Raw genomic sequence first — 25,905 nt, 5'->3', positions numbered from 1 at the left:
GAGGCTCATCAGCAGCAGGAAGGGGACCTCCTTGATGGTCAGCCCGAGAATCAGCGCCAGGCCGCCGGGGTCGCCGGGGAAAAGGTAGTCCGGCGGGTATTGCCAGCCGCTGGCCCAGGGCGAGACCAGGCGCGGAGCGAGCCCCGAGGGGGCGAACAGGAACGCCAGGCCGATCGCCGCGGCGGCGTGGGGCACGGCGAGCAGCGGCGACAGCAGCCGGCGCACCACGCCGAACAATCGGGTGCGCAGGAAGGCCCCCAGAAACAGCACCACGATGGTCAGTGACAGCCCGGCGCTGGCCAGCCCGGTCACCGCACTCAGGCGCACCATGTCGACGAGCCCGGGGGTCTGCCCCAGGGCCTGCCAGTGGGCGAGCGTCGGCGAGGTGCCGCCCAGCGCCGGCAGCCAGCCGAAGGCCGGGGCGATCACCCCGGCCAGGCCCGCGACGACCGGCAGGCCGAGGACTGCCATGGCGAGCCAGGGCGCGGGGCGGGTCCATAGCGCATGAGGGTCGATCATCGGGCGCCGTAGCGGGCCTGCCAGGCGGCCTCCAGACGCGCCATCCAGCTCGGATGCGGCTCGGCGAGGGTCTTGCCCAGTGCCCCCGCCGGCAGCCGGGCCGGGTTGTCGTCGGCGGTCTCGAAGGCCGCGCGCTGGGTGTCGCTCAGGCGCGCCATGGCCAGCACCGTGGCGTCGCCCCAGCCGTCGATGGCCTGCTTGCGGGCCTGGGCCTCCGGCGAGAGCAGGAAGTTGGCGAGCACCAGCGCGCCGGCCTTGTGCGAGGCGTTGAAGGGGATGGCGACGAAGTGGACGTTGCCCAGGGTGCCGCCGTCGAGCAGGTAGCTGCGGGTGGTCGGCGGCAACTGGTGGTCGGCGACCGCCGCGGCCGGCGCCGATGGCGTGAAGGTGAAGGCCAGGCTCAGTTCGCCGTCGCCCATCAACTGACGCAGGGCCGAGCCGCTGGCCGGAAAGGTGCGCCCCTCGCGCCACAGATAAGGGTGGAGGCGATCCAGATAGGCCCACAGCGGCGCGGTGACGGCCTCGAAGTCGGCCTCGTCGGCGGGGCGATAGAGCGGCTCGCGATCGTCGACCAGACCCAGCAGCGCCTGCTTGAGAAAGCTCGAACCGAGAAAGTCGGGGGGCAGCGGGTAGCTGAAGCGCCCCGGATGGGCCTGGGCCCAGTCGAGCAGCGCGGCCATGTCCCGCGGTGGGGCGTCGACACGGGCGCTGTCGTAGTAGAAGGTCAGCTGCGCCTTGCCCCAGGGTGACTCGAAGCCCTCGGTGGGCAGGGTGAAGTCGTGGCTCACCGCGGGGTGGGACTCGGGAGCGGTCAGCGCGTAGTGGGGCAAGTGCCCGGCGAAGGGCCCGTAGAGCAGCCCGTTCTCCTTCATGGCCGCGAAGTTCTCGCCATTGAGCCACACCAGGTCGATGGCACCGTGATCGTGGTTGCCGGCGGCCTTCTCCGCCAGTACCCGGGACACCGCCTCGGCGGTATCGCCGAGCTTGACGTGAACCATGTCGACGTCATAGCTCCGGTGCATCTGCTCGCCGACCCAGTCGAGATAGCCGTTGACGTCGGCATCACCGCCCCAGGCGGCGAAATAGACCGTCTGGCCGGCGGCCTCGTCGCTGACCGAGGACCAGTCGTCGAGGGCATAGCCCTGAGCGGCGCCGGTGGTGAGCGCCAGCACGGCCAGCGACAGGGCGCGAGCCGCTCGGCGTGGTAAAAGGGGCATCGCGAAGATCTCCAACGGTGGGTGGCTCGGGATCGGTTTCCTTTACGGCAAGCGTGCCCGGAAAGATGCACGCTGACCAGTGACGGAACACCCGGGGATTGGCTGGTCCCGGCCCGAGCTGCCACGCTGAGTGGATCGCATCGCAGGAGTCGTGCATGGCAGAGGACGATGCCGCACAGGCAGGCGCACGGACAGGCAAGCCGCGATCGCCACGGCGTCCGTGGACGATAACCCTGGTATTGCTTGCGGTGGTGGCCGTGCTGCTGGCCGCCGGCTGGTGGGCGTTGCCGCGCCTCATCGAGTCGCGGCTGGTTGCGGCGTTGTCGGCGACCACTGGTCGCGAGGTGACGATCGAGTCCGTCGAGGTCACGCCCTGGCAGGCCCGGGTGCGTCTCGAGGGGCTGCGCATCGCCGGCGATGACGACCAGCCCGTGCTGGCCAGCCGCGCGGTGACGGCCCGGATCGCCTGGGCCTCGCTGTGGCACGACGGCTGGCACATCGAGCGGCTGCACTTCATCGCCCCGCGGCTGCGGCTGATCTGGCGGACCGATGGCGGCTGGAACCTGGCCCGCCTGTTCGGCGGTGGTGGTAATGGCGCCGATGACCGGCAGGGCAGCGGCCTGCGCATCGACCGGGTGAGTGCCGAACGCGGCCATTTCGACTGGATCAACCGCCGTCTCGACCCGCTGGTGACGCTGTCGCTGGATCGCGTATCGCTGACCGCCAGCGGCTTCGATCCGCGCAACAAGACGCCGATGGACCTCGACGCCAAGGCCCGCTGGGCGGGGCAGCCGTTCACCGCCAGGGGCAAGCTGGGCTTCGCGCCGTGGCAGGCCGATCTCGAGCTCGGCGTCGAGGCGTTGCCGCTGTCGGTGCTGCACGGCTACCTGGCGTACCTGACCCGTGCCGACATCCGCCAGGGGACCCTGAGCAGCCAGGTCCAGTTGCAGGCCGGGGCGGCCAGTCGGCACGGCACCACGCTGTCGGCACAGGGCTCGCTGGCCGATCTCGACGCGGCGACACCCGGCGGCCAGCCGCTGGGGCGCGCCGCCAGGGTTCGGCTGAAAGGCCTGCGCTTCACCAGCAGCGATCAACGGCTGGCCATCGCGTCGATCGCGCTCGAGCGTCCCCGGCTCCAGGTGACCGTCGACGAGTCGCTGTCCACCAACCTAAGTAGTTGGCTGCCGCCCGATACCGGGGGTGGCGGCAACGGCGACGGACTGGGTGTCGTCATCGCCCGGTTGAGCGTCTCCCGGGGCGAGGTGGCGCTCGACGATCGCCATCTCGCGCAAGCCGTGACTCTCGATCTCGAGGCCCTCGAGGGCGACTGGAAGGATCTTTCCAATGTCGCGGATGGCGGCGGGGCGCTGGCACTGCAGGGCCGGGTCGACGCGGACTCCCCGCTGCGCATCGACGGGACCTTCGATCCTCTGGTCAAGCGGATGCAGGGCGACATGCACCTGCACGTCGAGAATCTGGCACTGACCACCTTCGCCCCTTACATCCGTCACTTCGGCGGCTATCACATCGAACAGGGGCGGCTGACCCTGGACGTCGACTATCGGCTCGAAAGCGGTCGGCTGCACGCCGAGAACCACGTGGTCCTGCATCGACTCGAACTCGGCCAGCCGGTGCCGGGCGCGACGATCGATCTACCCATGAAGACGATCGTGGGGCTGCTGCAGGGCGGTGGCGGAGTGATCCGCCTCGACGTGCCGTTGACCCTGCCGCTCGACGATCCGTCCCTCGACGTCGGCGGCGTGGTCGGTCAGGCGATTCGCGAGGCACTGGAGAACCTGATCACTTCGCCGGTCGAGACGCTCTCGGAGATGAGCGTGGGCAACGCGGAACCCGGCGGGGAGCCGGCGGGCCACGACGGCCAGGCGTCTCGTCAGGGGCGCGAAAGCGAGGATGCCGACGGCCCGGCACTCTACGAGCGGGCGCGCACCGGGGAATGAGCGTGCGTCGATAGCGACTCGCGGCCGATAGCACTAGCCTTGAGACAGGGTCCTGCAAGCGAGCGATGTCATGTTGCCACGAGGTTCGAACGCCGCCCACGCCCGCCGTCGCTTCTGGCTGATCGCGTTGCTGCTCGGCGCGTTGCTGATCGTGGCGGCGAATGCCCAGCAGGGTGCCCCAGGCCCGCGGCAGGCCCTGGTGATGACCCTGCACGGTAGCGTGGGCCCGGCGACCAGCGACTATTTCCAGCGCGGCCTGGCCCGGGCACAAGACCGCAACATGGCGCTCGTCGTGCTGCGCCTCGATACCCCGGGCGGGCTCGACGTGTCGATGCGCGACATGATTCAGGCGATGCTCACCAGCTCGGTGCCGGTGGCGGTCTACGTTGCCCCGGACGGCGCCCGCGCCGCGAGCGCTGGCACCTACCTGCTCTATGCCAGCCATGTCGCGGCGATGGCGCCGTCCACTCACCTTGGCTCGGCGACGCCGGTGCAGATCGGCGGCGGGGGCCTGTTGCCGGGTGGCTCGCCCGAGTCGGCGCCGGAAAAACCCGGCGACGAAGCGGGTCGGAACGGCCAGACGGGGGAGGGTGACGAGAATGGCCAACGCGGTGACTCGGCCCGGTCCGGCGACGACAGCGAAGCCAAACGCCGTGGCGATACCGCCATGCAGCGCAAGGTAATGGAAGATGCCGTGGCCACCATCCGCAGCCTGGCCGAGCGGCACGGTCGCAACGCCGACTGGGCCGAGCGGGCGGTGCGCGAGGCGGTCAACCTGACGGCCCGGGAGGCGCTCGACGAACACGTCATCGATGTCATCGCCCGCGACGTGCCCGAGCTGCTCGAGGCGATCGACGGTCGTCAGGTGGTGATGACCGACGGCACGCGCACGCTCGACACCGCCGATCTGTCGCTCGTGCGCTTCGATCCCGACTGGCGCACCGAACTGCTGAGCGTGATCTCGGACCCCAACGTCGCCTATTTCCTGATGATCCTCGGCTTCTACGGACTGGTCTTCGAGCTGCTCAGCCCGGGGGCGCTGGTGCCGGGCGTGGTCGGGGGTATCTGCCTGCTGCTGGCACTGTTCGCCTTCCAGGTGCTGCCGATCGACTACGCCGGGCTGGGGCTGGTGGTGCTGGGACTGGCACTGATCGTCGGCGAGGCGATGGTGCCCAGCTTCGGGGTGCTGGGCATCGGCGGGATCGTCGCCTTCGTCGCCGGGTCGGTGATCCTCATGGACGATCGCAATCTGGCCGTGTCGCTGCCGCTGATCGGCGGCGTGGCGCTGGTCGCCTCGGGGTTCATGCTGTGGGTGGCGATGCGCTTCCTGCGCCTGCGGCGACGCCCGCCGAAGGCCGGCCAGGACGAGATGATCGGTGCCCGTGCCACCGCGTTGCACGATTTCCGGGGCGGTGCCGAGGCCGAAGGGCATGTGTGGCTGCACGGCGAACGCTGGCGGGCACGCAGCCGGGGGCCGGTGAAGGCCGGCGAGTCACTCAAGGTGGTGGCGATCGACGGGCTGACCGTCGAGGTGGTGCCCGACGATGCGGCGTCGCCCGACCCGCCACCCTCCGTTTCGGGAGAATCGACATGATGCTGTCCTATCTGGTGCCGCTGGTGCTGGTGCTTTTGTTGATCGGCGCCTCGATCCGCATCCTGCCCGAGTACAAGCGCGGGGTGGTGTTCTTCCTGGGCCGCTACCAGGCGGTGAAGGGCCCGGGGCTGTTCATCATCATCCCGGTGATCCAGAAGATGCAGGTGGTCGATCTGCGCCTGATCACCCTCGACGTGCCCGAGCAGGACGTGATCTCGCAGGACAACGTCACCGTGCGCGTCAATGCGGTGCTCTACTTCCGCGTGGTCGATCCGGAGAAGGCGATCATCCAGGTCGAGAACTTCGGCGTGGCGACCAGCCAGCTGGCGCAGACCACGCTGCGCTCGGTGCTCGGCAAGCACGATCTCGACGAGATGCTCTCCGAGCGCGACCGGCTCAACGACGACATCCAGGAGATCCTCGACGCCCAGACCGAGGGCTGGGGGATCAAGGTCGCCAACGTCGAGATCAAGCACGTCGACCTCGACGAGAGCATGATTCGCGCCATCGCCCGCCAGGCCGAGGCGGAGCGCGAGCGGCGCGCCAAGGTGATCCACGCCGAGGGCGAGCTGCAGGCCTCGCGCAAGCTGGTCGAGGCCGCCGAGGTGATGTCGGCCAACCCCATGGCGCTGCAGTTGCGCTACCTGCAGACGATGAGCGATATGAGCAACAAGAACGCCTCGACCATCGTCTTCCCGATGCCCATGGACCTGCTCGAGGGGCTCGGGACCCTGGCGAAAGGCATGCCGGGTACGGGCAGCACGAGAAGCACGTCGCCGACGTCCGCCGAAGCGCCGGCGGATAAAACGCCCAGGCCGGCCGGCGATTCGGGCGAGGGTGACGGCAACGACGACGCCACCCGCTGAGGGGTGGCGTCGGTCGACTCGGCAGTGGCGATCAGCCGGCGAGTTCGGCGATCGCCGCTTCGATGACCGCCAGGCCTTCCTCGACCACCTCGCCGGGCGCGGTCAGCGGGACCAGCACGCGGATGGTGTTGGCGTAGAAGCCGCAGGAGAGCAGGATCAGGCCCTTTTCGCGGGCCTTGGCGCACACCGCCTGGGTCAGCGCCGGATCCGGCTTGCCGCTGGCCGGGTCGACGAACTCGAAGGCGGCCATCGCCCCCAGGTGACGGGAATGCGCCACCGCCTCGAAGCGTGATTCCCAGGCGGCGAAACGCTCGCCCAGCGCGCGGCCCAGGCGCTCGCTCTTGCCCAGGATGTCCTCTTCCTCGATGGCCTCGATCACCGCCAGTGCCGCCGCACAGGACAGCGGGTTGCCGCCGTAGGTGCCGCCCAGCGAGCCGGGCCCCGAGGCATCCATGACCGCGGCGTTGCCGACCACCGCGGACAGCGGCATGCCGTCGGCCAGGCTCTTGGCCATGGTGACCAGGTCCGGCTCGACGCCGCTGTGCTCGATGGCGAACAGCTTGCCGGTGCGCCCGAAGCCCGACTGCACCTCGTCGGCGATCAGCAGGATGCCGTGTTCGTCGCACAGCGCGCGCAAGGCCTGCAGGAAGGCCGGCGAAGCGGCGTAGAATCCGCCCTCGCCCTGGACCGGCTCGATGACGATCGCCGCCGTGCGGTGCGGGGCGATGTCGGTCTTGAACACCGTCTCGAGTCCGGCCAGGGCGTCCTCGTCGCTGATGCCGTGAATCGGGTTGGGGTAGGGCGCGCGGAACACGTCGCCGGGCATCGGGCCGAAGTCGTTCTTGTAGGGCAGTACCTTGCCGGTCATGGCCAGCGTCATGAAAGTGCGGCCGTGGAAGCCGCCGTCGAAGCAGATCACGCCGCTGCGGCCGGTGGCGGCGCGGGCGATCTTGACGGCGTTCTCCAGCGCCTCGGCGCCGGCATTGACCAGCAGCGCCTTGCGCGCCGTACCCCGGGTCGGGGTCAGCTCGCACAGGCGCTTGGCCAGTTGCACGTAGGGGGCGTAGGGCATCACCGTGGCGCAGGTGTGCATCACCTTGTCCAGTTGCGCCCTGACCGCCTCGACCACCCGTGGATGACGGTGGCCCAGGTTGAGCACGCCGATACCGCCGGCGAAGTCGATCCAGCGCCGGCCGTCGGCGTCCCAGATCTCGGCGTTCTCGGCGCGCTCGGCGAAGGCGGTGGCGGGGGAAGCGGCGCCGCTGGCGACGTATTGGGTCTTCATGGCGTCGAGTTCGGCATTGGTCATGACAATAGGCTCCAGAAAGGGGGGGGTTGCTGTTAGCGGTAAATATCCGTCGCTTTCACAACCCAGCGATTGGGCTTTCCCGGCGACAAGCCTCCGCGAGGGCGCTGTGAACCCTTCCCTGGGCGCTACCTTTGCCATCCATGGCAAAGGACCCTCGCTTCGCCTTGCCCCCCGGCGCCCACTATCGCTGGGGGAAGAGTTCTAGGTGGTGGTTGCAGGCGCGGGCGATACCAAAAGCGCAGCGATTGGCACGCGCAGGCATTTAGGCAGGGCTCCCTTAGAGGCCGCCGAGGCAGGCGTACTTCAGCTCGGTAAACTCCTCGAGCCCGTGATGCGAGCCCTCGCGGCCCAGGCCCGACTCCTTGACCCCGCCGAACGGCGCCAGCTCGGTGGAGATCAGCCCTTCGTTGACGCCGACCATGCCGTACTCCAGGGCCTCCAGGGTGTGGAAGATGCGCCGGTAGTCGCGGCTGTAGAAATACGCCGCCAGGCCGAAGGGGGTGTCGTTGGCCAGGGCGATGGCCTCGTCGTCGCTGTCGAAGCGGAACACCGGCGCCAGCGGGCCGAAGGTCTCCTCGTCGGCGAGGGCCATCTCGCGAGTCGCGTCGACGAGTACCGTGGGCGTGAAGAAATTGCCGCCCAGCGGGTGGGGCTCGCCGCCGCAGACCAGCCGGGCGCCCTTGGCCAGGGCGTCGTCGACGTGACGCTGGACCTTGTCGACGGCGGCGGCGTTGATCAGCGGGCCGATCTGCACGCCGTCCTCGAGACCGCTGCCGACCCGCAGTTCGCGGACCCGCGCCGTGAGCCTGTCGACGAAGGCGTCGTGGATGCCGGACTGCACCAGGAAGCGGTTGGTGCACACGCAGGTCTGTCCGGCGTTGCGGAACTTGGCGGCGATGGCGCCCTCCACCGCGGCATCCAGATCGGCGTCGTCGAAGACGATGAACGGGGCGTTGCCGCCGAGTTCCAGGGCGGTCTTCTTGACCGTGTCCGCGCACTGGGCGAGCAGCCGCTTGCCGACCGGCGTGGAGCCGGTGAACGAGACCTTGCGCACCCGTGGGTCGGTGGTCAGCACCTCGCCGATCGCCGCCGGGCTGGATGCGGTGACGACGTTGATCACGCCCGCCGGGATGCCCGCCTGCTCGGCCAGTCGCGCCAGCGCCAGGGCGGTGAGCGGGGTGGCCTCGGCGGGCTTGATCACCACCGTGCAGCCGGCGGCGAGCGCCGGGGCACACTTGCGGGTGATCATCGCCAGCGGGAAGTTCCAGGGCGTGATGGCGGCGACCACGCCGATCGGTTCGCGGGTGACCAGGATGCGCTTGTCGCCGCTGGGGCTCGGCAGGGTCTCCCCGGCCAGCGACTTGGCCGCCGCGGCATAGAACTCGACGAACGAGGCACCGTAGGCGACCTCGCCGCGGGCTTCGCCGAGCGGTTTGCCCTGTTCGCGGGTCATCAGCTCGGCGAGGGGCTCGGTCGCCTCGACGATCAGCTCGAACCAGCGGCGGATCAGCCGGGCGCGTTCCTTGACCGGGGCGCGGCGCCAGTCGGGCAGGGCCGCATGGGCGGCGGCCACGGCGTCGCGGGCGTCGTCGGCCTCGAGGTCGGCGACCTGGGCCAGGGTCTCGCCGCTGGCCGGATCGGTAACGGCGAACCGACGACGACCGGGGCGCCAGTCGCCGTCGATCAGGCTGGTCACGCGCTCGCCGGTAACGTGCTCGAGTAGGGACATGGTGGGTTTCTCCGCGCTGGATACTGGGAATCGGTTCCGCCGCCGGGCGTTACCGTCGATGGCCAGCACGCTACCAGCGCGCTTCACGTTCGCGGATAGACCACTTCGCCGTTCGACTGGACCACTTTGCGCGTGACGGCGGATAATCGTTTCGGGGCGCGCGAGACACGAGGAGAGCGAAATGGCCAAGGCGAGCGACGAGGCCTTGCTGGCACCGCTGCTGGCGAGCTACCGCCAGCAGCCCGAGAGCCTGGGCAAGCAGGTGCGTCTCGAGCAGGCCTTGCGGGGGGTGATCGGCCAGGGGTGGGCGAGCGGCGGCAAGGTGCCCTCGCAGCGGCGGCTCTGCGAGCATCTGGGCGTGGCCCGCGACACCCTGGCCCGGGCGGTGAAGACCCTGATCGACGAGGGCTGGCTGGTCACCGGCCACGGCCAGGGCACCTGGGCACAACGGCCGAGTTCGTCCGTCGAGGCGCCGGGCGACGCGCCCGCGCTGTCGCGGCGGGCGAGCGCGGTACTCGAGAAGGCGGGGGCCGGGCAGGTACAGAGCGGTGCCTTCGTGCCGGGCATTCCCGACATCGCCCATTTTCCGCTGCGCAAGTGGCGCTCGCTCTACGACAGCGTGACGGTGCCGCACAATACCCTGCTGCTCTCCTATTCGACCGGCGGCTACGGTCCCCTCAAGCGGGCGATCCGTGACTTCCTCCAGCGCTGGCGGGGCATTCGCTGCGACACCGACCAGATCGTCGTCACCGAAGGCGCGCACCAGGCCATCGAGCTCTGCGCCCTGGGGCTGGCCGATGGCGGCGATCGGGTACTGCTCGATTCACCCTGCTACTGGGGCGCCCGCAACGTCTTCACCGCCTGCGGGCTCGACATCGATCAGATTCCCTGGCACCCCGCCAGCGGCTATGCCGACGCTGTGCCCGCGGGCGACGTACGGCTGGCCTATTTCACCGGGGCGCATCAGTACCCGTTGAGCGCACCGACCCGGCTCGCCGACAAGCAGCGTCTGTGCGCCCGGGCGAGACCGGACTACGTGATCGAGGATGACTACGAGTACGGCAGCGACGACCATGACAACCTGATCTTCGATCCGCGCCGCGTCGACCGGCTGCTGGTGGGCTCGTTCTCCAAGCTGATGTTCCCGGGGCTGCGGCTCGGCTATCTGGTGGCATCGAAGTCGCTGGCCGCCGCGCTGGGCCGTTTGCGCAGCGAGGTCGCCCGCGAGGGGCGCATGCTCGATCAGGCGGTGCTGGCGCAGTTCATCGCCGACGGCGACCTCGACGCCTGGTACCGGCGCATCCGCCGCGAGTACCTGGCCCGCCAGCAGGTGCTCCATGACCGGCTGTGCGACCTGCCGGGGGTGGTGGGCGTGTCGCCGCCGTCGAGCGCGATCAGCCTGTGTCTCGAGCTCGCGCCGGACATCGACGATGTCGCCCTGGCGCGGCGCCTGCTCGACGAGCAACTTGTGGTGCGCCCGCTGAGCCCGGCCTGCGGACCGGGCGATCCGCGCCGCGGGCTGGTGATGGGCATCGGCATGGTCTCGGGGCAGACATTGAGTCGCGAGGCGGAGCGCCTGCGCGTGGCGCTCAAGCGCCTGCTGCGCGGGACCTCGAGGGCCGGTCGGGGTGAACTCGCTGGCCCCGGCTGCTAGAATGCGCCGCTTCGCCGCGAACTTCTCCGACGACAGGATGAATCCGCCATGAGGCCGCGCATCGCCACCGGCAGTCCGCCCTAGATCACCGCCCTCCGCGTGCCCATGGCACGCCCCGACGCCGGGAGGCCATCGCGCCTGGCCCGATCGTCACCACGCCCGTCCACCCGCGGACGGGCCGATGCATTCCGTTCGAGCGTCGCCGGCCGCCAGTTTCCCGCTGGTCGCGGTCGTGACGCGCGACGCCCCCGACGCTATCTGGACACGAGCATGATCCGATCCCTGAAACAGACCTGGTTATTCAACACCAAGAATGACGTTCTCGCCGGCCTGGTGGTCGCCATGGCCCTGATCCCCGAGGCCATCGCCTTCTCGATCATCGCCGGCGTCGACCCCAAGGTGGGCCTCTACGCCTCGTTTTCCATGGCGGTGGTGATCGCCTTCGCCGGCGGCCGGCCGGGCATGATCTCGGCGGCGACCGGGGCGATGGCGCTGCTGATGGTCACCCTGGTCAAGGAGCACGGCCTGCAGTACCTGCTGGCCGCCACGCTGCTGACCGGTGTCCTGCAGATCCTGGCCGGTTACCTGCGCCTCGGCGAACTGATGCGCTTCGTCTCGCGCTCGGTGGTCACCGGCTTCGTCAACGCCCTGGCGATCCTGATCTTCATGGCGCAACTGCCCGAGCTGACCAACGTGACCTGGCACGTCTATGCGATGACCGCCGCCGGGCTGGGCATCATCTATCTGTTTCCGCTGCTGCCGAAGATCGGCAAGACCCTGCCGTCGCCGCTGGTGTGCATCGTCACCCTGACCATCGTCTACGTGTTCTCCGGCATGGATATCCGTACCGTGGGCGACATGGGCGAGCTGCCCGACAGCCTGCCGGTGTTCCTGTGGCCCGACGTGCCGCTCAACCTGGAGACGTTGCTGATCATCCTGCCCTATTCCGCGGCCCTGGCGGTGGTGGGGCTGCTCGAGTCGCTGATGACCGCGACCATCGTCGACGAGCTCACCGATACCGGCAGCGACAAGAATCGCGAATGCCGCGGCCAGGGCATCGCCAACATCGCCACCGGCTTGATCGGGGGCATGGCCGGCTGCGCGATGATCGGGCAATCTGTGATCAACGTGAAGTCCGGGGGCCGCGGGCGGCTCTCGACCCTGGTCGCCGGGGTGTTCCTGCTGATCCTGGTGGTGTTCCTGGGCCCCTGGGTCTCGCAGATTCCCATGGCGGCGCTGGTGGCGGTGATGATCATGGTGTCGATCGGCACGTTCAGCTGGGAGTCGCTGCGCGACCTGCGCAAGCATCCGCTGTCGACCAACATCGTCATGCTGTCGACGGTCGCCGTGGTGGTGGCCACCCACAACCTGGCGATCGGCGTGTTCGTCGGCGTCCTGCTGGCCTCGCTGTTCTTCGCCAACAAGGTCGGCCGGGTGCTCTACATCGGCAGCGAGGCCAGCGACGATGGCCGTACCCGCGAATACCGGGTGATCGGCCAGGTGTTCTTCACCTCGGCGGATCGCTTCACCGGCGCCTTCGACTTCCGCGAGACCCTGGAGCGGGTACGTATCGACCTGTCGCGGGCACACTTCTGGGACATCACCGCGGTGGACGCCCTCGACAAGGTGGTCATCAAGTTCCGCCGCGAAGGCACCGATGTCGAGGTGGTGGGGCTCAACGAGGCCAGCGCGACCCTGGTCGACCGCTTCGCGGTCCACGACAAGCCCGAGGCGGTGGAAAAGCTGATGAGCGGCCACTGAGAGGGTGTTCGCCGCCGCGCAGATGGAGTAGAAACGCAACATGTCACCACGAGGATTGCCGCTATGAACGAACACGTCATGGCCTGCATCGACGGCTCGGGCTATGCCACGGCGGTGTGCGATTACGCCGCCTGGGCCAGCGCGCGCCTCGAGGCGCCACTGACCTTCCTGCACGTGATCGACAATCATCCGCCGCCGGAAGCCGGCAACCTGTCGGGCAACATCGGCCTGGGCAGCCGTGAGCATCTGCTCGAGGAACTGGCCTCGCTGGACGAACGCCGCGCCAAGCTGGCCCAGGAACAGGGGCGCGTGATGCTCGACGCCGCCCGCCAGCGCGCCAAGGAGGCTGGCATCGACGAGGCCCAGGCCCGTCAGCGCAATGGCGAGCTGGTTGAGACGCTGCACGAACTGGAGGGCGAGGCGCGACTGCTGGTGCTGGGCAAGCGCGGCGAGTCCGCTCACGTGGCCGCCGAGCACCTGGGCTCGAATCTCGAGCGGGTGGTACGCGCCGTGCATCGGCCGATCCTGATGGTGCCGGACACCTTCAGTGCACCACAGCGGGTCATGATCGCCTTCGACGGCAGCCGGACCACCCGCAAGGGAGTCGAGATGATCGCCGCCAGCCCGCTGTTCGCCGGCCTGACCTGCCATGTGGTGACGGTCGGGGCGGACATCGCCGACATCCAGGCGCAGCTCGACTGGGCGATCGACACCCTCAACGATGCCGGCATCCAGGCGCACAAGGCGATCCGTGCCGGCGAGGTGGAGGCAACGCTGCGCGAGTATCAGCGCGAGCATGCCATCGACCTGCTGGTGATGGGCGCCTATGGCCACTCGCGAATCCGCCAGCTGCTGGTCGGCAGCACCACCACGGCGATGCTGCGCAACGCCGACGTCCCGCTGTTGTTGTTACGCTGAGTCCAATTCCAGGGAGAACCTTCGATGATCCAACGCCACGATACCCAGTCCCGCATGAGTCGCGCGGTCGTCTACAACGGCGTCGCCTATCTGTGCGGTCAGGTGGCCGGCCCCGAGGCGCGCCGCGGCGACATCACCGCGCAGACCGAGAGCATGCTGGCGCGTCTCGACGCGCTGCTCGCCGAGATCGGTTCCGACCGCGAGCATCTGCTCTCGGCGACGATCTACCTCAAGGAGGGGGACGACTTCGCGGCGATGAACGCCGTGTGGGATGCCTGGGTGCCCGAGGGCCACGCGCCGGCGCGTACCTGCATCACCGCGCCGATGCCGGCCGACGAACTGCGGGTGGAGATCACCGTCACCGCGGCGCTGAAGGCCGGCGGTACCGGCGGACGTCTCTACTGAGTCAGACCTCGGCGTCGGCCGTCACGGCCGGCGGCTGGAAGCGCAGGAAGGCTTCCAGCCGCGTCGAATCCGCCTCGCCGACGCGGCACAACTGATCGGCGATCTCGGCGTACTGACGCAGCACCGGTTCGATCAGCCGCCGCCCGGCGGCGTCCTCGTGGGCCGTCTCGAATTCCCCCGCCAGCCATTCGAAAAGCCGCGCCAGGCGATGATAGTTGGGATCGCCGCGGCCGGTGTTGCCGCGCAGCGCATCGATCGCCAGACAGCGCTGCACGCTGCGCTTGTTGGGATCCAGGCTGTCCTTCTCCAGCAAGGCTTCCGCCTGATGCACGAAGCGATCCATCAACTGGGCGGTCTGCACGCCGCGCTGGTTCGCCTGCTGGTCGGTGAGACTCTGGAGCAGGGCGCGTTGCTGGCCGCGCAACTGGCTGACCAGCAGGATCAACATGACGACCAGCCCCAGGGCGCCGACCAGCGCCAGCGCATAGACGCCGTAGGCGGCCAGCGCCTGGGCCGACAGGGGCCAGTGTGGCTGGCTGGCCACGATTCCCAGGATGCCGACGGCCAGCGTCGCCAGCACGGCGATGACGATGAGTGGTATCACTCGCAGGACTCCAATCTGAAACGCCCGGACGACGAATTCCGGCTTGTCCTGACGTTATCGGCCGTGGAGCCGCACAACTTGAGTGCAATCCAAGACATCCCCCGCACGGCGTTCGGTCAACACAGCCCGCCATTGACCGACAGCACCTGACGTGTCACGTAGCCGGCGTCCGGCCCGCACAGGAAGCTCACCGCGCCGGCGACCTCCTCGGCGGTGCCCAGGCGCTGCATGGGGATCCCGCGGCGTGCCGCCTCGGTCTCCTCGCCGGCGGTCATGTCGGTATCGATCAGCCCGGGGGCGACGGCGTTGACGGTGATGCGGCGCTTGGCGAGTTCCACCGCCAGCGCCTTGACCGCGCCGATCAGCCCGGCCTTGGCGGCGCTGTAGTTGACCTGGCCCCGATTGCCCATCAGTCCCGAGACCGAGGCCATCACCACGATGCGCCCCGGGGCGCGGCGGCGGATCATCGGCATCACCAGCGGTTTCACCACGTTGTGGAAGCCGTCCAGGCTGGTCGACAGGACCCGGTCCCAGGCGTCGTCGCTGAGCGCCGGAAAGGCACCGTCGGCGGTGACGCCGGCATTGCAGACCACGCCGTAGTAGGCGCCGTGTTCCGCGATGTCGGCCTCGAGCGTCTCGCGGGCGGTGGCCCGCTCGGTGACGTCGAAGCACAGCACCCGCGCCTCGCGTCCGAGCGCGCGAATCTGCGTGGCGGCGGCCTCGGCATCGTCCCGGTTATGGCGGCAATGCAGCACGATGTCGAAGCCGTCGCGGGCCAGGCGCAGCGCCACGGCGCGGCCGATGCCGCGGCTCGAACCGGTGACCAGGATGGTTCCGGCGGGGGGGGCGGGTCGTGTGTCAGGCATGGCGCGGGGCGTCCTCGGCGGCGGGTTGGTAGATGGTCAGGTTGCCCTCGGCGAGGACGTCGTCGCCGTCGCGAATCTCGCCACGGAAACGGGCCAGGCCATTGTCGGCGACGAAGTCGCGGGTGACGTGCACCGCGAGCGACCCATCGGCGGCGAACGCCGTCGCCCGGCAGCGATAGTGGCGCGTGCCGACCAGAAAGCCCACCGCCGGTGCGTCGCCATGTGCCGCCGCGTGCCACCCGGCCCAGGCGGCGRCCGCCTGGGCCAGCCACTCGACGCCCACCCAGCCGGGCACGCCGGCCTCATTGACGAACAGCGCGTTGTCGCCGGGGCGCACACTGGCGACGAGACTCGTCTCGTCGGCGGCGAGCAAGGTGTCGAGCAGGCACAGGGGGCCGCGCTGGGGCACGTAGCCGGCGATCGGGCAGGGCAGCTCGGATCGTTCGGTCATGGCCGCTCTCCGTCGTCGCGGGCCAGCAGCAGGCTGGCGTTGTTGCCGCCGAAGGCAAAGGAATTGGACAGCGCCACCCGCGGCCCGGCGGTGACGGGCTCGCCGGTCGCCAGCGGCAGGCGCGGCAGCTCGGGGTCGTCGACCCCGTCGTGGACGTGGCGGGGCAGGAAGCCCTCACTGAGCGCCAGCCAGCAGAAGGCGGCTTCCAGCGCGCCGGCGGCGCCCAGGGTGTGCCCGGTCAGTGCCTTGGTCGAGCTGCAGGGCGGCGGGGTGGCGAACAGTGCGCTCACCGCGCGGGCTTCCATGCTGTCGTTGTGGCCGGTGCCGGTGCCGTGCAGGTTGAGGTAATCGATCGTCTCGGGGGCGCGTCCCGCCCGGGTCAGGGCGGCGCGCATCGCCTCGAGCGCACCGCTGCCGTCGGGGCGTGGTGCCGAGACATGGTAGGCATCGCTGCTCTCGCCGTAGCCTTCGAGCTGGATGCCGCCGGGGTCGCGGGTGACCACGAACAGCGCCGCCGCCTCGCCCAGGTTGATGCCGTCGCGGTTGGCGGAGAACGGCAAGCAGGGGCGATCGCTGACCGCCTCGAGGCTGGCGAAGCCGTTGACGGTCAGCCGGCACAGGCTGTCGGCGCCCCCGGCGATCACCGCATCGCACTCGCCGGCCAGCAGCAGCCGGCGCGCGCTGGTCAGGGCCCGGGCGCTGGAGCTGCAGGCGGTGGAGAGCACGTGAACCGGCCCGGCGAGGCCCAGCCGTTCGGCGACGAAACGCGCTGGCGCGCCCAGTTCCTGGCGCGCGTAATGAAAATCCGCGGGCAGCGGCCCTTCGCGGCCGGCCTGGGCGAGGGCCCGTTCGGTCTCGCCGATTCCCGAGGTACTGGTGCCCAGCACCACGCCGATGCGCTCGGGGGCGAAACGTGCCAGTACCGCCTCGATTGCGTCGCTCAGGCGTTCCAGGGCCAGCGCCAGCAACTGGTTGTTGCGGCTGCGATGGGCGGCCGGCCAGTCGGCGGTGTCGGGCAGCGGCTCGCTGACGGCGCCCAGTGGCAGCGGGCGACCGGGGGTGAAGGCATCGCTGGTCGTCAGGCCGCGGTGTCCCTCGCGCAGCGCCCGGGACAGCGTCGCCGGGTCGCTGCCCAGACTGCAGACCACGCCGGGCGCGGAGAGACGGCACGGGAATCGCGAGTCGTGGGCGCTCATTGGGCGGTCTCCGTCAGTGGGGCGATGCGCAGACGATAGCCACCCTGACGATCGTCGAGCAAGACCGTGTCGTCGCGTCCGGCCCGGGTGTCGGCGGGGATGATGCGGGCGATGATGCGCTGGCGATGACGGATGATCCGTGCCCCGTCGGCGACCGTCACCGACCAGTCGCTGCCGGCGAACGCCTCGCGCAGCGTCTCGACCGGCCACAGGCACCAGACGAGCCGGGCGGCCAGCCAGTCGGCGGGCGGCAGGCGCTCGGTCACCGTGTCGAGGGGCAGGTCGCCGGCCTGGTAGCGATCGCCGTCGGCGTCGTGGACCAGGGTCACCAGGCGCTGGCCATAGGGGGTGAGCAGCACCGCGCGCAGGGTCGCGCCGTCCAGACGCAGCAGGGCGATCAGCGTCTGCGGATCACGGGTCGGATCGTCGGGCTGGAAGGTGAGCCGGCGCTTCATGGTGGCCGGGTCGGCGAGTGCCGGCTGCTCGGGAGCGGGTGGCACCGGTGGGGCCAGCGAGCAGCCCGTCAGCCACAGCGCCAGCAGCAGGAGGATCGCCGGTCGGCAGGGTTTGGGTCGGCTCACGAGGCGCCCCCCATGGGATGACCGCACAGCTCGGCGAGTACGTCGAGACGCCGACGGCTGGCACTGACGAAGGGGTTGTCCCGGTCCCAGGCGTAGCCGGCGAGCACCGCGCTGATCATCCGGCGCAGCTCGGCCGGCGGATCGCGCTGGAAGATGATCGTCTGCAGGCGGCCGTCGTACCAGGCATCGACGAAGGCACGAAAGGTCGCGACGCCGGCGCGCAGCGGATCCTCGAACTCGGTGTCCCAGTCGACGCGCTCGCCGGCGAGCTGGCGCTCGAGCAGTGTCGTGGCCATGTCCGCCGAGCGCAGGGCGATGGTCACCCCGGAGGAGAACACCGGGTCGAGGAATTCCCCGGCGTTGCCCAGCAGGGCGTAACCCGGCCCGTGCAGGCGCTCGACGTCGGCGGAATAGCCGGCGAGTGCCTGGATCGGGCGTACCGGACGGGCGTCGGCGAGCAGCTCGGCGAAGCGCGGTTCGGCGTCGATCAGCGCCCGCCAGCGGCTCTCGGCATCGTTGCCGGCGGCCTCGAGGGTCGCCGTGTCGCCGACCACGCCCACCGAGGCGCGGCCCTCGCGGAACGGGATCAGCCAGTACCACAGTTGCGGGTCGTTGGGATGCACGCCGATCAGGATCTTCTCGCGGTCGAAGTCGTCGTCGAGCAGGATCTCGACATGGGTGAACAGCGCCGTGCGTGGTTCCAGGCGCGGGTCGCGGGCCAGCCCCAGTTGCCGGGCCAGGACCCGGCCGTAGCCGCTGGCATCGAGGATGAAGCGCGTCTCGAGGCGCTGGGTGTGGCCGGTCTCGTCGCGGATCGTCAGCGCAGGGCGATGGGCGTCGGGCTCGACCGATTCCACCGTGGTGGCGAAGTCGACCCGCGCGCCGCGCGCTTGGGCGGCCTCGATCAGGCGCTGGTCGAAGTCGGCGCGCTCGACCTGGAAGGTGTCGCTCCAGCCGGGCGTGGTCTTGTCGTGGAAGTCGATGACGGTGCCGAGCCCGTGGCGCGTGAAGGCGGCGCCGTTCTTGGGTTGGTAATGACCGGCGCGCACGGCGTCGAGCAGCCCGGCGCGCTCGAGAGGTTCCATGCACTGGGGCAGCAGGCTCTCGCCGATCGAGAAACGCGGGAAACGTTCGCGCTCGATGACCCGCACGCGGTGGCCGGCGGTGGCCAGCCTGGCCGCCGCCAGGGCACCGGCGGGGCCGGCGCCTATCACCACCACGTCGCTTGCCACGTCGCTCGCCGAAGTCGGGGTTTTGGCATCAGGGGTGGTCGTTGCCATGCGCACTCTCCTTGGCGGGGGTCGGATCGGGGCGTACCCAGGGGACCAGCAGCCAGACCAGCGTCAGGCCGATCAGGCAGGTCAGGCCCAGATAATGCAGTGCCGGCGTGGCGCTGAAGGCCAGCAGGCCGAAGGCCAGCACGCTGGTCAGCGTCGACAGGCTGATCGCCAGCCAGGTGGCCGGGCGGCGGCCATGCTCGGCGCTGAAGATGCCGGCGTCGAGGCCGATGCCCAGGACCAGCAAGAGCCCCAGTTGGCTGAACACGTTGAGCGGGATGCCCAGGGCGGCGAAGACCGCGAGCACGCCGAGCAGCGCGCCCAGTGGCGGCGCGACGACCCGCCAGGCGCGCCACCGGTAGCGCCAGACGAGCAGCAGCGTTAGCGCCGCCAGAGCCACACCCACCCAGACGGCGATGTGCCGGCGCAGTTCGCCGAGCAGCCCCGAGAGTCGCGCGACCCGGTCGACGTAGATCGTCCCCTCCCGAGCATGGGCGATCGCCTCGATGCGTGCCACCTCGGCGGGGGTATCGAGGCCGGTGAGCACCAGCGTCGCCGCCAGCGTGTCGCTGCCGTGCTGCGCGACGCGGCCCAGCCACAGCCGCCGGTCACCCTGGCCGGCGGGCATCGCCAGCCAGCTCGCCACGTCGAGCCTGGGCACGCCATCGAGCCGGGCCCGGGCCTCGCGGACGACCCGTTCGGGCAGGCCGGCACGCTCGACCAGCGTCGCCAGCGGCTCGCCGTAGAGCGTGGTCACGGCGGCCAGGTTGGCGTCCTGAACGGCGGGGGGCGGGACCCGGTCGGCCAGATCGTCGTAGCCGATCGACAGGCCGTCGGCGATGGCCGCGTCGAGAGCGTCGCCGAGCGCGGCGAGGCGCGACAGCAAGGCGGGTTCGTCCGGGGCGGTGACCAGCAGGAAGTGACTGCCGGTGTCGCTGCCCAACAGGTGCTGGACCTGGCGCTCCTCGGCCAGCCGTTCGGCCGACGAGGGGTTGAGCAGGTGCAGGCTGTCGTCGACCGTGAGCCGGGCGGCGATCAGCCCGAGCAGCGCCAGGGATAGGCCGACGGCTATGACGGCGACACCGCGCGAACGGCTTATCCGGGGCGTGGTCAGCCGCCACAGCCGCTCGGCGATGCGTGCCGTGGCCGGATGGGCCGGCAGGCGCAGGCGGGGCAGCCACAGCACCACGGTGAGCCAGGCGCCGGCGAGCCCCGCGGCGGCGAAGACCGCCATCTGTCGCAGCCCCGGCAGCGGCGTCAGCGCCTGGGCGAGATAGGCGGCGAGACTCGACACCAGGCCCAGCGTCAGCCCCGGCAGCAGGGCGCGCAGGCGAAAGGCCCGGCCCTGGATGGCGCGGTCGCACTGCAGGTGCAGGGCGTAGTCGATGGCCACGCCGATCAGGCTGGCGCCGAAGGCCAGTGTCATTAGGTGCAGGCGGCCGAACAGCGCCAGTGTCAGCGGCAGGGCGACGAGCAGCCCGCAGCCCAGCGGCAGCAGCAGCGAGACCAGGGTGCGCGGCGAGCGGAACACCGCGAGCAGGATCGCGATCAGCCCGACGAAGGCACCGAGGCCGATGGTGGTGATCTCGTGACGGGCCTGTCGCGCCCCCGCGGCGGCGTGGAAGATCAGCCCCGAGTGCAGCAGGCTCGCCTCGGGGTGCGCCGATTCGAAGGCCGCGAGGGTCTCGGTCAGCGCCTGCTGGGCGGGCAGCGAATAGGGATTGGCGGCCAACTGGCCGATCAGCAGGGCATGCCGCGTGCCGTCGTCGCCCCGCACCGTGAGCAGGCCGTGCCAGGGCGTGACCGGGCTGTCGTCCCGCGCTGCCAGCCAGCGGTCTAGCAGGCCGAAGGGGTCGGCCACCGGCTGCGGCGAGGCGGTCGGCGAGAACAGCCGTTCGAGGGCCGGCTGGACCAGCGAGGTACCGCCGTCGGTGTGGATCGTCTCGCGCAGCGCCGGGGGCAGCAGGCGATAGCGGTAGCGGTCCAGCGACTCGCGGGGATCGGCATCGGCCAGATCGACGTCACGCCAGTCGAGGCGTGCGACCAGCTGACCGTCGTCGGCCGCGCCCAGGGCCTCGGCGAGCGCGCCTGCCGCGTCGCCCAGGTCGGGCGCGCTGACCAGCAGCACGAAGCGGTCCGCGAAGGGCTGGCCCAACTGCTCGCCGGCACGCTCGATCAGCGGCGACTGGCGATCCGGGGGCAGCAGCGCGGTGAGTCGGGTGTCGGTGGGCAGGCCGTCGCGCACCTGCCAGACGAACACGCCCAGGGCGATCAGCAGCACCACGCCCCAGAGCCGCGCCAGGCGTCGACCCGTGGAATCAGCGGGCGTCATCGAGCGGGCGCTGGTCGCTGAAGCGTACCGTCAGCACGTCGCCGTTGGCGGCGTGCATGGCCAGACGCTCGACGTAGCGACCCCCGGCGAGACGAATCCGGCTCAGGTAACGGCGCAGTGCGTCCTGACGCGGCTCGAGGGTCGCCTGCCAGGCTTCGGCGTCGCCGTCGAGAGTAATCGCGAAACGTGTCTCGAGGGCCTGCCAGTCGCCGTCGAGCAGGTTCATCAGCAGGGTGGCGGCCTGCTGGCGGCGGCGGTCGTCGTTGCCGCGCTCGCCGTCGGCCTCGCTGAGCCGTCCGGCATCCTCCGGGGTGAAGACCATCCGATCCTCGACCGGCTGCTCGAGGATCCACACCACCCGGGTGTCGCGCTGGTAGCGGAAGCGTCCGCGGCTGGTCAGGTCGGTGTCGAGATCGGCCAGGTGGCGCTGTTGCACGAAGCGTCCCTGGAGATCGGGGGTGGCGGCGAGCCTGTGCTGCAGGTCATCGAGGTCGAAGGCCAGCGCGGGCATCGCCCACAGCAATGACAGCAGGATGAGCAGGCGCATGACGGTCTCCTTGTCGGTGGCACTGGCGATTCTGCCCGCGAGGAAGCCGCGCAGGCGGTTCGGGGCGCTTCTGAGCGTCAGCCGGGGCAGCGCGGCGGCATCAGCGATCATCGGTGTGCCAGAAGGGAAAGAAGTTGAACCATTGCAGTGGGTAGTGCCGACACTGCTCGGTGAGCCAGGCGGCGTAGCGTTGCATGGCGGTCTCGCGCCAGTGTTCGCGGTCGCGGCGCCTGAGGGTGGAGGTGTCGTCGAAGGCCTCGAAGGTCACCCGGTGGTGGCCGCCCTCGCGCACGCAGCCCAGGGTGTAGATCGGGCAGCGCAGCAGCGCGGCCAGCCAGAAGGGCCCTTCCGGGAAGGGCGCGGGCTCGCCCAGGAAGTCGATGTCGCGGGTACGACCGGTATCGGCGAGCGGCTCGCGGTCGGCGGCGATCACCACGAAGCCGCCGGCATTGATGCGCTCGGCCAGGCGCATGGCGGTGGCCGGGGTGATCTCGCTGACCTCGACGATCTCGGGACCGCGGCGCTGGGTGGAGCGATCCAGCAGGGTGTTGAACTTCTCGGCGTTGCGGGTGTGCATCAACTGGGTGACGTGGAAGTCGTCGCGGGTCTCGCTCATGGCGCTGCAGATCTCGAGATTGCCGTGATGCGAGACCAGCATCAGCCCGCCGCGGCCGCTGCGGATCGCGGTGTCGAGGCGGGCGCGGTGGTCGGCCTCGAGGCGCACGTCCAGCGGCATGCCGCTCCAGGCGGCGACCTTGTCCATCAACGACTGGCCGAAGGCCCAGAAGTGGCGCAGCACCAGCCGCTTCAGGCCCCGTGGCGGGTGGCCGGCGTGCAGCGGCCAGATGCGGCGTAGATAGCGCTGCGAGGCGCGCCGGGCCAGCGGGCGGCGCAGGTAGTAGTAGAGGATCACCCAGACGAGCATGAAGCGAAACGGCAGCGGCCCCAGCCGGCGGCGGATCCAGACCATGATCCGCATGCCGGCGACGCTGCCCGATTCCTGGATGCGCGCCCAGTGGCGCGGTGCCTCGTCCGTGGCACTCACGTCGATCGTCCCCCTGGCGACTGGCCGGCGAAGCGCCGGCGCAGCAGACGCGGCAGGCGCCACAGCAGCCCGGCGAAGAGCTTGAGGTGCATCAGCACGAGCAGGGCGTTGTCGCGGCCCATGGCGAAATGCGAGACCCCGTCGAGCGGGTAGTGTACCCGAACCGGCAGGTTGATCACCTCCCGTCCGGCCCATACCCAGCGCACCGGCAGTTCGGTGTCGAACTGCATGCGCTCGCCGCAGGGGTGACGCGCGATGAGCCGGCGCGTGACGGCGACGGGGAACAGCTTGACGCCGCACATGGTGTCGCGCAGCGCGAACGACAGGGTGTCGAGCCAGACCAGGCCGTGGGTGAGGTACCGGGCATAGTAGCGATGGCGCGGCACGCTGTCGTCGAAGCGCGGATAGCCGATGCGCAGGCGCGCGTCGTCGGCGGCGAGATCGGCGACAAAGGCGGGCAGGTCGGCGGGGTCGTGCTGACCGTCGGCATCCACCTGCAGGGCATGGGTGAAACCCTGGCGCTCGGCCTCGGCAAGGCCGGCCTTGACCGCCGCGCCCTTGCCACGATTGACCGGCAGGCGAACCAGGGTGATGTCGTCGGCCTCGGCGAGGGACTCGAGCACCGCACGACAGTCGGCATCGCTGCCGTCGTCGACCAGCAGCAGCGGCACGCCCAGTTCGCGGCGAATCCCTTCGCAGGTGGCGGCGATGGCCCCGGCATGGTTGTAGACCGGGATCAGCACACAGCAGCGCGCCGGCGTCATGGGACCTCCTCGAGGGCGAAGCGCGCCCGACCGCTGGCATGGCAGCCGCGCGCGCCGTCGAAGGCAAACATCAGTCGCTGGTGATCGTCGTGCGCCGCCAGCGCGAGTGACAGGGTAACGCGCTCGCCGGGGAGCAGCAGCAGGGGGAACTTGACGCGCTCCATGCCGGTGAACGGGGCCGACAGCCCCAGGTGCTCCCGGGCCAGGTCGCAGGCCCACTGCACCAGGACCACCCCCGGCACCACCGGATGGTCGGGGAAGTGACCGTCGAGATAGGCCAGCCGTTCGGGGACCTCGAGGGCGATGCGGCACTCGTCGGGGGCGGGCGTCTCGACGCCCAGCCAGCGCGGCTGACGACGATCGTGGAGATCGCGGAACAAGCGCTCGATACGCTCGGCGGACAGCTTGCCCTGGGCATTGGTCGGCCAGGCGGCGACGAAGCGCCAGTAGCGCGGGATCACCGTCGTCTCGAAGGCCGCCGTCAGCTGTCGGCGCAGCGAGGCGACCAGGGCGCGCCGCGTGGCATGATCGCGGGGCAGGTCGGCGGCGTCGAGCTGGACGATCGCCCCCAGGCGGGTGGCGTGCCGGGGTAGTGTCAGGGTGCTCGCCCGGCGCACCCGTGGATCGGCGGCCAGCGCCCGGTCCATGGCGGTCAGCGAGACACGCTTGCCGCCCACCTTGGCGATGCGGTCGGTGCGCCCCAGCAGGCGGAAGCGGCCGTCGGCGAGCGGCTCGATGCGATCGGCCTGGCGCTGCCAGTCGGCGGTCTCGAGAAACGGCGAGCGCAGCCACAGTCGCTGCTCGCCATCGTCGCGGACACCGATGCCGGGCAAGGGGTGCCAGGCATCGCCGTCGTGCTGGTCGCGCCAGGCGATGCCGCCGGTTTCCGAGCTGCCGTAGACTTCGCGCACCGGCGCGCCGAGCAGGCGCCTCACCCGGGCACCGGCCTCGGCCGGCAAGGGCGCGCCGGAGGAGTACACCGCGCTCAGGCGGTCGCCGACCGCCGCCCAGTCCAGGCTCTCGGGCAGGCGCTCGAGCGGCGGCGGTGCACTGATCAGTCGTGCCCGCTCGGCCGGGACGAGGGCGCCGAGCCAGGCGTGCAGGGTCTCCAGGTAGCGGCAGGTGGTCTCGGCGAGCGGGGCCGCCTCGCACAGCGGGCGCAGGATGGCGAACAGCAGACCGTAGATGTGCTGATGACTGACCTGGCTGATGGTCACGTCGCCGGCGAGCGGCCACAGCGTGCGATGAGTGGCCAGTTCGGCGTCGAGCTGGCGAAAGCGCTTGTCGAGGCGCTGCGGCGCCCCCGTCGAGCCCGAGGTGTACAGCGACAGCGCCCGACGCTCGGGATCGAAGTGCCCCCAGCGCGGGGCCTCGCCAGCCTTGTCTCGAGAGGCGTCGGGCCGGTGGCCGCCGGGCACGTCGCCGAGCCGGGCACGGGTCAGTCGGTCCACCCCGGCGAGCGTCTCGGGACGGTCGTCGGCGGGCAGTAGCGCGCTGTCGCCGCGCTCCCAGAGGGCGATCAACGCCGCGGCGAAGGTCAGTGGATCGCGCTCGTGGAGCAGCCAGTGCGCGCCGGGTGCGGCGAGGTCGTCGAGCAACGCCTGCCAGGCGACGATGCGGCGCTGGAACTCGCCCAGGGTGGTGCCCGGGCCCGCCGGTGACCAGCCGATGCGGCGTGCGGGATCGTCGTCGCGCCAGGGCGCCGATTGCAAGGGTGTCTGGGTCATGACGAACTCTTCTGCTTGACGCGTTGGCGCACGCACCACTCGCCGGTGAACAGCAGCGCCATCGCGGCATAGGCGATGCCGCCGTTGTACAGCGTCCACAGCGCCGGGTCGGCGTGGATGACCGTGGCCAGCGCCAGGGTGCCGTTGACGGCGAAGAAACCACACCACAGCCAGGTCACGCGGCGCGTGTAGCGCACGCCGCTGGCCGGCAGGTCCGGTGTCTGGCGCCGGGCCAGACGTTCGATCAGCGTCGGCGGCCGGTAGAGCGAGGCGGCGAACAACGCCAGCAGGGCGGCATTGACCGCCACCGGCCACAGCCGAATCGCGGTGTCGGCGTTGCCGCTCGCCGCCATCAGCCCCGCGGGCAAGGCCGCGAGCCAGGCCCAGCGCTTGCGGCCGCGCGGCAGTCGCCAGGCGGCCAGCAGGATCAGTCCCGCCAGCCACGGCCAGCCCCGCTCGCCGAGCGGGGCGTGGCCGACCAGCCAGGGCCAGCCCAAGGTCAGGCCTCCCAGCAGCAGATCGAGCCAGCGGCCCGGGCGCGGGAGAGCAGCGTTCGTGGGACGGGATCGAGCCATCGTGACGAGC

22 protein-coding genes and 1 pseudogene are annotated in these 25,905 nt (G+C 70.5%); 7 read left to right on the top strand and 16 right to left on the bottom strand.

Features of this window, described 5'->3' with window-relative positions; translation table 11 throughout:
• Window positions 1–519, bottom strand: a pseudogene (locus D0901_RS15380) (ABC transporter permease); the annotation flags it as partial.
• A complete protein-coding gene (locus tag D0901_RS15375; protein WP_129141191.1) occupies window positions 516–1,736 on the bottom strand; it encodes an ABC transporter substrate-binding protein in 1,221 nt (406 codons plus the stop codon). The gene D0901_RS15375 and the pseudogene D0901_RS15380, both read right to left, overlap by 4 nt.
• A 155-nt stretch (window positions 1,737–1,891) precedes the next feature.
• On the opposite strand from D0901_RS15375, the gene D0901_RS15370 reads away from it, so the two are divergent.
• From D0901_RS15370 to D0901_RS15360, 3 genes are all read left to right on the top strand, one after another.
• Window positions 1,892–3,694: an AsmA family protein gene (locus D0901_RS15370; protein ID WP_129141190.1), complete on the top strand. Its 1,803-nt coding sequence runs from the start codon at window positions 1,892–1,894 to the stop codon at window positions 3,692–3,694.
• A gap of 70 nt (window positions 3,695–3,764) precedes the next feature.
• Window positions 3,765–5,288 (top strand): NfeD family protein, encoded by a 1,524-nt coding sequence (locus tag D0901_RS15365; protein WP_129141189.1) that lies wholly within the window; start codon window positions 3,765–3,767, stop codon window positions 5,286–5,288.
• Window positions 5,285–6,154, top strand: coding sequence for a slipin family protein (locus D0901_RS15360; RefSeq protein WP_129141188.1), 870 nt, complete (start codon window positions 5,285–5,287; stop codon window positions 6,152–6,154). The genes D0901_RS15365 and D0901_RS15360 overlap by 4 nt, the downstream gene beginning before the upstream one ends.
• 31 nt (window positions 6,155–6,185) lie before the next feature.
• On the opposite strand, the gene gabT is transcribed toward D0901_RS15360, so the two are convergent.
• Both gabT and D0901_RS15350 read right to left on the bottom strand, forming a co-directional pair.
• Window positions 6,186–7,463, bottom strand: coding sequence for a 4-aminobutyrate--2-oxoglutarate transaminase (gene gabT / locus D0901_RS15355; RefSeq protein WP_129141187.1), 1,278 nt, complete (start codon window positions 7,461–7,463; stop codon window positions 6,186–6,188).
• 277 nt (window positions 7,464–7,740) lie between these two features.
• On the bottom strand, window positions 7,741–9,192 hold the full coding sequence (locus D0901_RS15350; protein ID WP_129141186.1) for an NAD-dependent succinate-semialdehyde dehydrogenase: 1,452 nt from the start codon (window positions 9,190–9,192) through the stop codon (window positions 7,741–7,743).
• Window positions 9,193–9,373: 181 nt separating this feature from the next.
• Between D0901_RS15350 and D0901_RS15345 the strand changes: the two genes are divergently transcribed.
• From D0901_RS15345 to D0901_RS15330, 4 genes are all read left to right on the top strand, one after another.
• A complete protein-coding gene (locus D0901_RS15345) occupies window positions 9,374–10,846 on the top strand; it encodes an aminotransferase-like domain-containing protein (RefSeq protein ID WP_129141185.1) in 1,473 nt (490 codons plus the stop codon).
• Between the two features lie 270 nt (window positions 10,847–11,116).
• On the top strand, window positions 11,117–12,607 hold the full coding sequence (locus D0901_RS15340) for a SulP family inorganic anion transporter (RefSeq protein WP_129141184.1): 1,491 nt from the start codon (window positions 11,117–11,119) through the stop codon (window positions 12,605–12,607).
• A gap of 63 nt (window positions 12,608–12,670) precedes the next feature.
• Window positions 12,671–13,525 (top strand): universal stress protein, encoded by an 855-nt coding sequence (locus D0901_RS15335; RefSeq protein WP_129141183.1) that lies wholly within the window; start codon window positions 12,671–12,673, stop codon window positions 13,523–13,525.
• Between the two features lie 24 nt (window positions 13,526–13,549).
• Entirely contained in the window at window positions 13,550–13,930 is a 381-nt protein-coding gene (locus D0901_RS15330) for a RidA family protein (protein WP_129141182.1), read from the top strand.
• A 1-nt stretch (window position 13,931) separates the two neighbouring features.
• Here the strand turns inward: D0901_RS15330 and D0901_RS15325 are convergent, their stop codons facing one another.
• From D0901_RS15325 to D0901_RS15270, 12 genes are all read right to left on the bottom strand, one after another.
• Complete coding sequence (locus tag D0901_RS15325) at window positions 13,932–14,534, bottom strand: hypothetical protein (protein ID WP_129141181.1); 603 nt, start codon at window positions 14,532–14,534, stop codon at window positions 13,932–13,934.
• A 116-nt stretch (window positions 14,535–14,650) separates the two neighbouring features.
• Window positions 14,651–15,400: a 3-oxoacyl-ACP reductase FabG gene (gene fabG, locus D0901_RS15320; RefSeq protein WP_129141180.1), complete on the bottom strand. Its 750-nt coding sequence runs from the start codon at window positions 15,398–15,400 to the stop codon at window positions 14,651–14,653.
• Complete coding sequence (locus tag D0901_RS15315) at window positions 15,393–15,851, bottom strand: hotdog family protein (protein ID WP_129141179.1); 459 nt, start codon at window positions 15,849–15,851, stop codon at window positions 15,393–15,395. The genes fabG and D0901_RS15315 overlap by 8 nt, the downstream gene beginning before the upstream one ends.
• A complete protein-coding gene (locus tag D0901_RS15310; protein ID WP_129141178.1) occupies window positions 15,848–17,047 on the bottom strand; it encodes a beta-ketoacyl-ACP synthase in 1,200 nt (399 codons plus the stop codon). The genes D0901_RS15315 and D0901_RS15310 overlap by 4 nt, the downstream gene beginning before the upstream one ends.
• Complete coding sequence (locus D0901_RS15305) at window positions 17,044–17,628, bottom strand: DUF3261 domain-containing protein (RefSeq protein WP_129141177.1); 585 nt, start codon at window positions 17,626–17,628, stop codon at window positions 17,044–17,046. Before D0901_RS15305 ends, D0901_RS15310 begins: the two co-directional genes overlap by 4 nt.
• Window positions 17,625–18,908 (bottom strand): NAD(P)/FAD-dependent oxidoreductase, encoded by a 1,284-nt coding sequence (locus D0901_RS15300; RefSeq protein ID WP_129141176.1) that lies wholly within the window; start codon window positions 18,906–18,908, stop codon window positions 17,625–17,627. The genes D0901_RS15305 and D0901_RS15300 overlap by 4 nt, the downstream gene beginning before the upstream one ends.
• The gene (locus tag D0901_RS15295; protein WP_129141175.1) at window positions 18,889–21,237 is read right to left on the bottom strand and encodes an MMPL family transporter; all 2,349 of its coding nucleotides are present in this window, start codon (window positions 21,235–21,237) and stop codon (window positions 18,889–18,891) included. The genes D0901_RS15300 and D0901_RS15295 overlap by 20 nt, the downstream gene beginning before the upstream one ends.
• The gene (locus D0901_RS15290) at window positions 21,224–21,895 is read right to left on the bottom strand and encodes an outer membrane lipoprotein carrier protein LolA (RefSeq protein WP_129141174.1); all 672 of its coding nucleotides are present in this window, start codon (window positions 21,893–21,895) and stop codon (window positions 21,224–21,226) included. The genes D0901_RS15295 and D0901_RS15290 overlap by 14 nt, the downstream gene beginning before the upstream one ends.
• Window positions 21,885–22,829, bottom strand: a complete 945-nt coding sequence (locus D0901_RS15285) for an LpxL/LpxP family acyltransferase (RefSeq protein WP_129141173.1) — start codon at window positions 22,827–22,829, stop codon at window positions 21,885–21,887. Before D0901_RS15285 ends, D0901_RS15290 begins: the two co-directional genes overlap by 11 nt.
• Window positions 22,826–23,593 carry a glycosyltransferase family 2 protein gene (locus tag D0901_RS15280; RefSeq protein ID WP_129141172.1) on the bottom strand — a complete coding sequence of 256 codons (768 nt, stop codon included), beginning with the start codon at window positions 23,591–23,593 and terminating at the stop codon, window positions 22,826–22,828. The genes D0901_RS15285 and D0901_RS15280 overlap by 4 nt, the downstream gene beginning before the upstream one ends.
• A complete protein-coding gene (locus D0901_RS15275; protein WP_129141171.1) occupies window positions 23,590–25,320 on the bottom strand; it encodes an ApeI family dehydratase in 1,731 nt (576 codons plus the stop codon). Before D0901_RS15275 ends, D0901_RS15280 begins: the two co-directional genes overlap by 4 nt.
• The gene (locus D0901_RS15270) at window positions 25,317–25,895 is read right to left on the bottom strand and encodes a COG4648 family protein (protein ID WP_129141170.1); all 579 of its coding nucleotides are present in this window, start codon (window positions 25,893–25,895) and stop codon (window positions 25,317–25,319) included. The genes D0901_RS15275 and D0901_RS15270 overlap by 4 nt, the downstream gene beginning before the upstream one ends.
• Window positions 25,896–25,905 lie beyond the last annotated feature (10 nt).

Source organism: Modicisalibacter coralii, from assembly GCF_004117855.1.
Taxonomy (GTDB): domain Bacteria; phylum Pseudomonadota; class Gammaproteobacteria; order Pseudomonadales; family Halomonadaceae; genus Modicisalibacter; species Modicisalibacter coralii.
Note: the sequence above shows the minus strand (reverse complement) of the source record. Positions and strands in the feature narration are given on the sequence as shown.

What these genes read in the sequence shown, in the direction of transcription:
- D0901_RS15350 (WP_129141186.1), bottom strand. Translation starts at nt 9,192, where the DNA reads ATGTCCCTACTCGAGCACGTTACCGGCGAGCGCGTGACCAGCCTGATC.
- D0901_RS15365 (WP_129141189.1), top strand. Translation starts at nt 3,765, where the DNA reads ATGTTGCCACGAGGTTCGAACGCCGCCCACGCCCGCCGTCGCTTCTGG.
- D0901_RS15345 (WP_129141185.1), top strand. Translation starts at nt 9,374, where the DNA reads ATGGCCAAGGCGAGCGACGAGGCCTTGCTGGCACCGCTGCTGGCGAGC.
- D0901_RS15290 (WP_129141174.1), bottom strand. Translation starts at nt 21,895, where the DNA reads ATGATCGCTGATGCCGCCGCGCTGCCCCGGCTGACGCTCAGAAGCGCC.
- D0901_RS15330 (WP_129141182.1), top strand. Translation starts at nt 13,550, where the DNA reads ATGATCCAACGCCACGATACCCAGTCCCGCATGAGTCGCGCGGTCGTC.
- D0901_RS15300 (WP_129141176.1), bottom strand. Translation starts at nt 18,908, where the DNA reads ATGGCAACGACCACCCCTGATGCCAAAACCCCGACTTCGGCGAGCGAC.
- D0901_RS15270 (WP_129141170.1), bottom strand. Translation starts at nt 25,895, where the DNA reads ATGGCTCGATCCCGTCCCACGAACGCTGCTCTCCCGCGCCCGGGCCGC.
- D0901_RS15295 (WP_129141175.1), bottom strand. Translation starts at nt 21,237, where the DNA reads ATGACGCCCGCTGATTCCACGGGTCGACGCCTGGCGCGGCTCTGGGGC.
- D0901_RS15375 (WP_129141191.1), bottom strand. Translation starts at nt 1,736, where the DNA reads ATGCCCCTTTTACCACGCCGAGCGGCTCGCGCCCTGTCGCTGGCCGTG.
- D0901_RS15280 (WP_129141172.1), bottom strand. Translation starts at nt 23,593, where the DNA reads ATGACGCCGGCGCGCTGCTGTGTGCTGATCCCGGTCTACAACCATGCC.
- D0901_RS15335 (WP_129141183.1), top strand. Translation starts at nt 12,671, where the DNA reads ATGAACGAACACGTCATGGCCTGCATCGACGGCTCGGGCTATGCCACG.
- D0901_RS15360 (WP_129141188.1), top strand. Translation starts at nt 5,285, where the DNA reads ATGATGCTGTCCTATCTGGTGCCGCTGGTGCTGGTGCTTTTGTTGATC.
- D0901_RS15370 (WP_129141190.1), top strand. Translation starts at nt 1,892, where the DNA reads ATGGCAGAGGACGATGCCGCACAGGCAGGCGCACGGACAGGCAAGCCG.
- gabT (WP_129141187.1), bottom strand. Translation starts at nt 7,463, where the DNA reads ATGACCAATGCCGAACTCGACGCCATGAAGACCCAATACGTCGCCAGC.
- D0901_RS15340 (WP_129141184.1), top strand. Translation starts at nt 11,117, where the DNA reads ATGATCCGATCCCTGAAACAGACCTGGTTATTCAACACCAAGAATGAC.
- D0901_RS15275 (WP_129141171.1), bottom strand. Translation starts at nt 25,320, where the DNA reads ATGACCCAGACACCCTTGCAATCGGCGCCCTGGCGCGACGACGATCCC.
- D0901_RS15310 (WP_129141178.1), bottom strand. Translation starts at nt 17,047, where the DNA reads ATGAGCGCCCACGACTCGCGATTCCCGTGCCGTCTCTCCGCGCCCGGC.
- fabG (WP_129141180.1), bottom strand. Translation starts at nt 15,400, where the DNA reads ATGCCTGACACACGACCCGCCCCCCCCGCCGGAACCATCCTGGTCACC.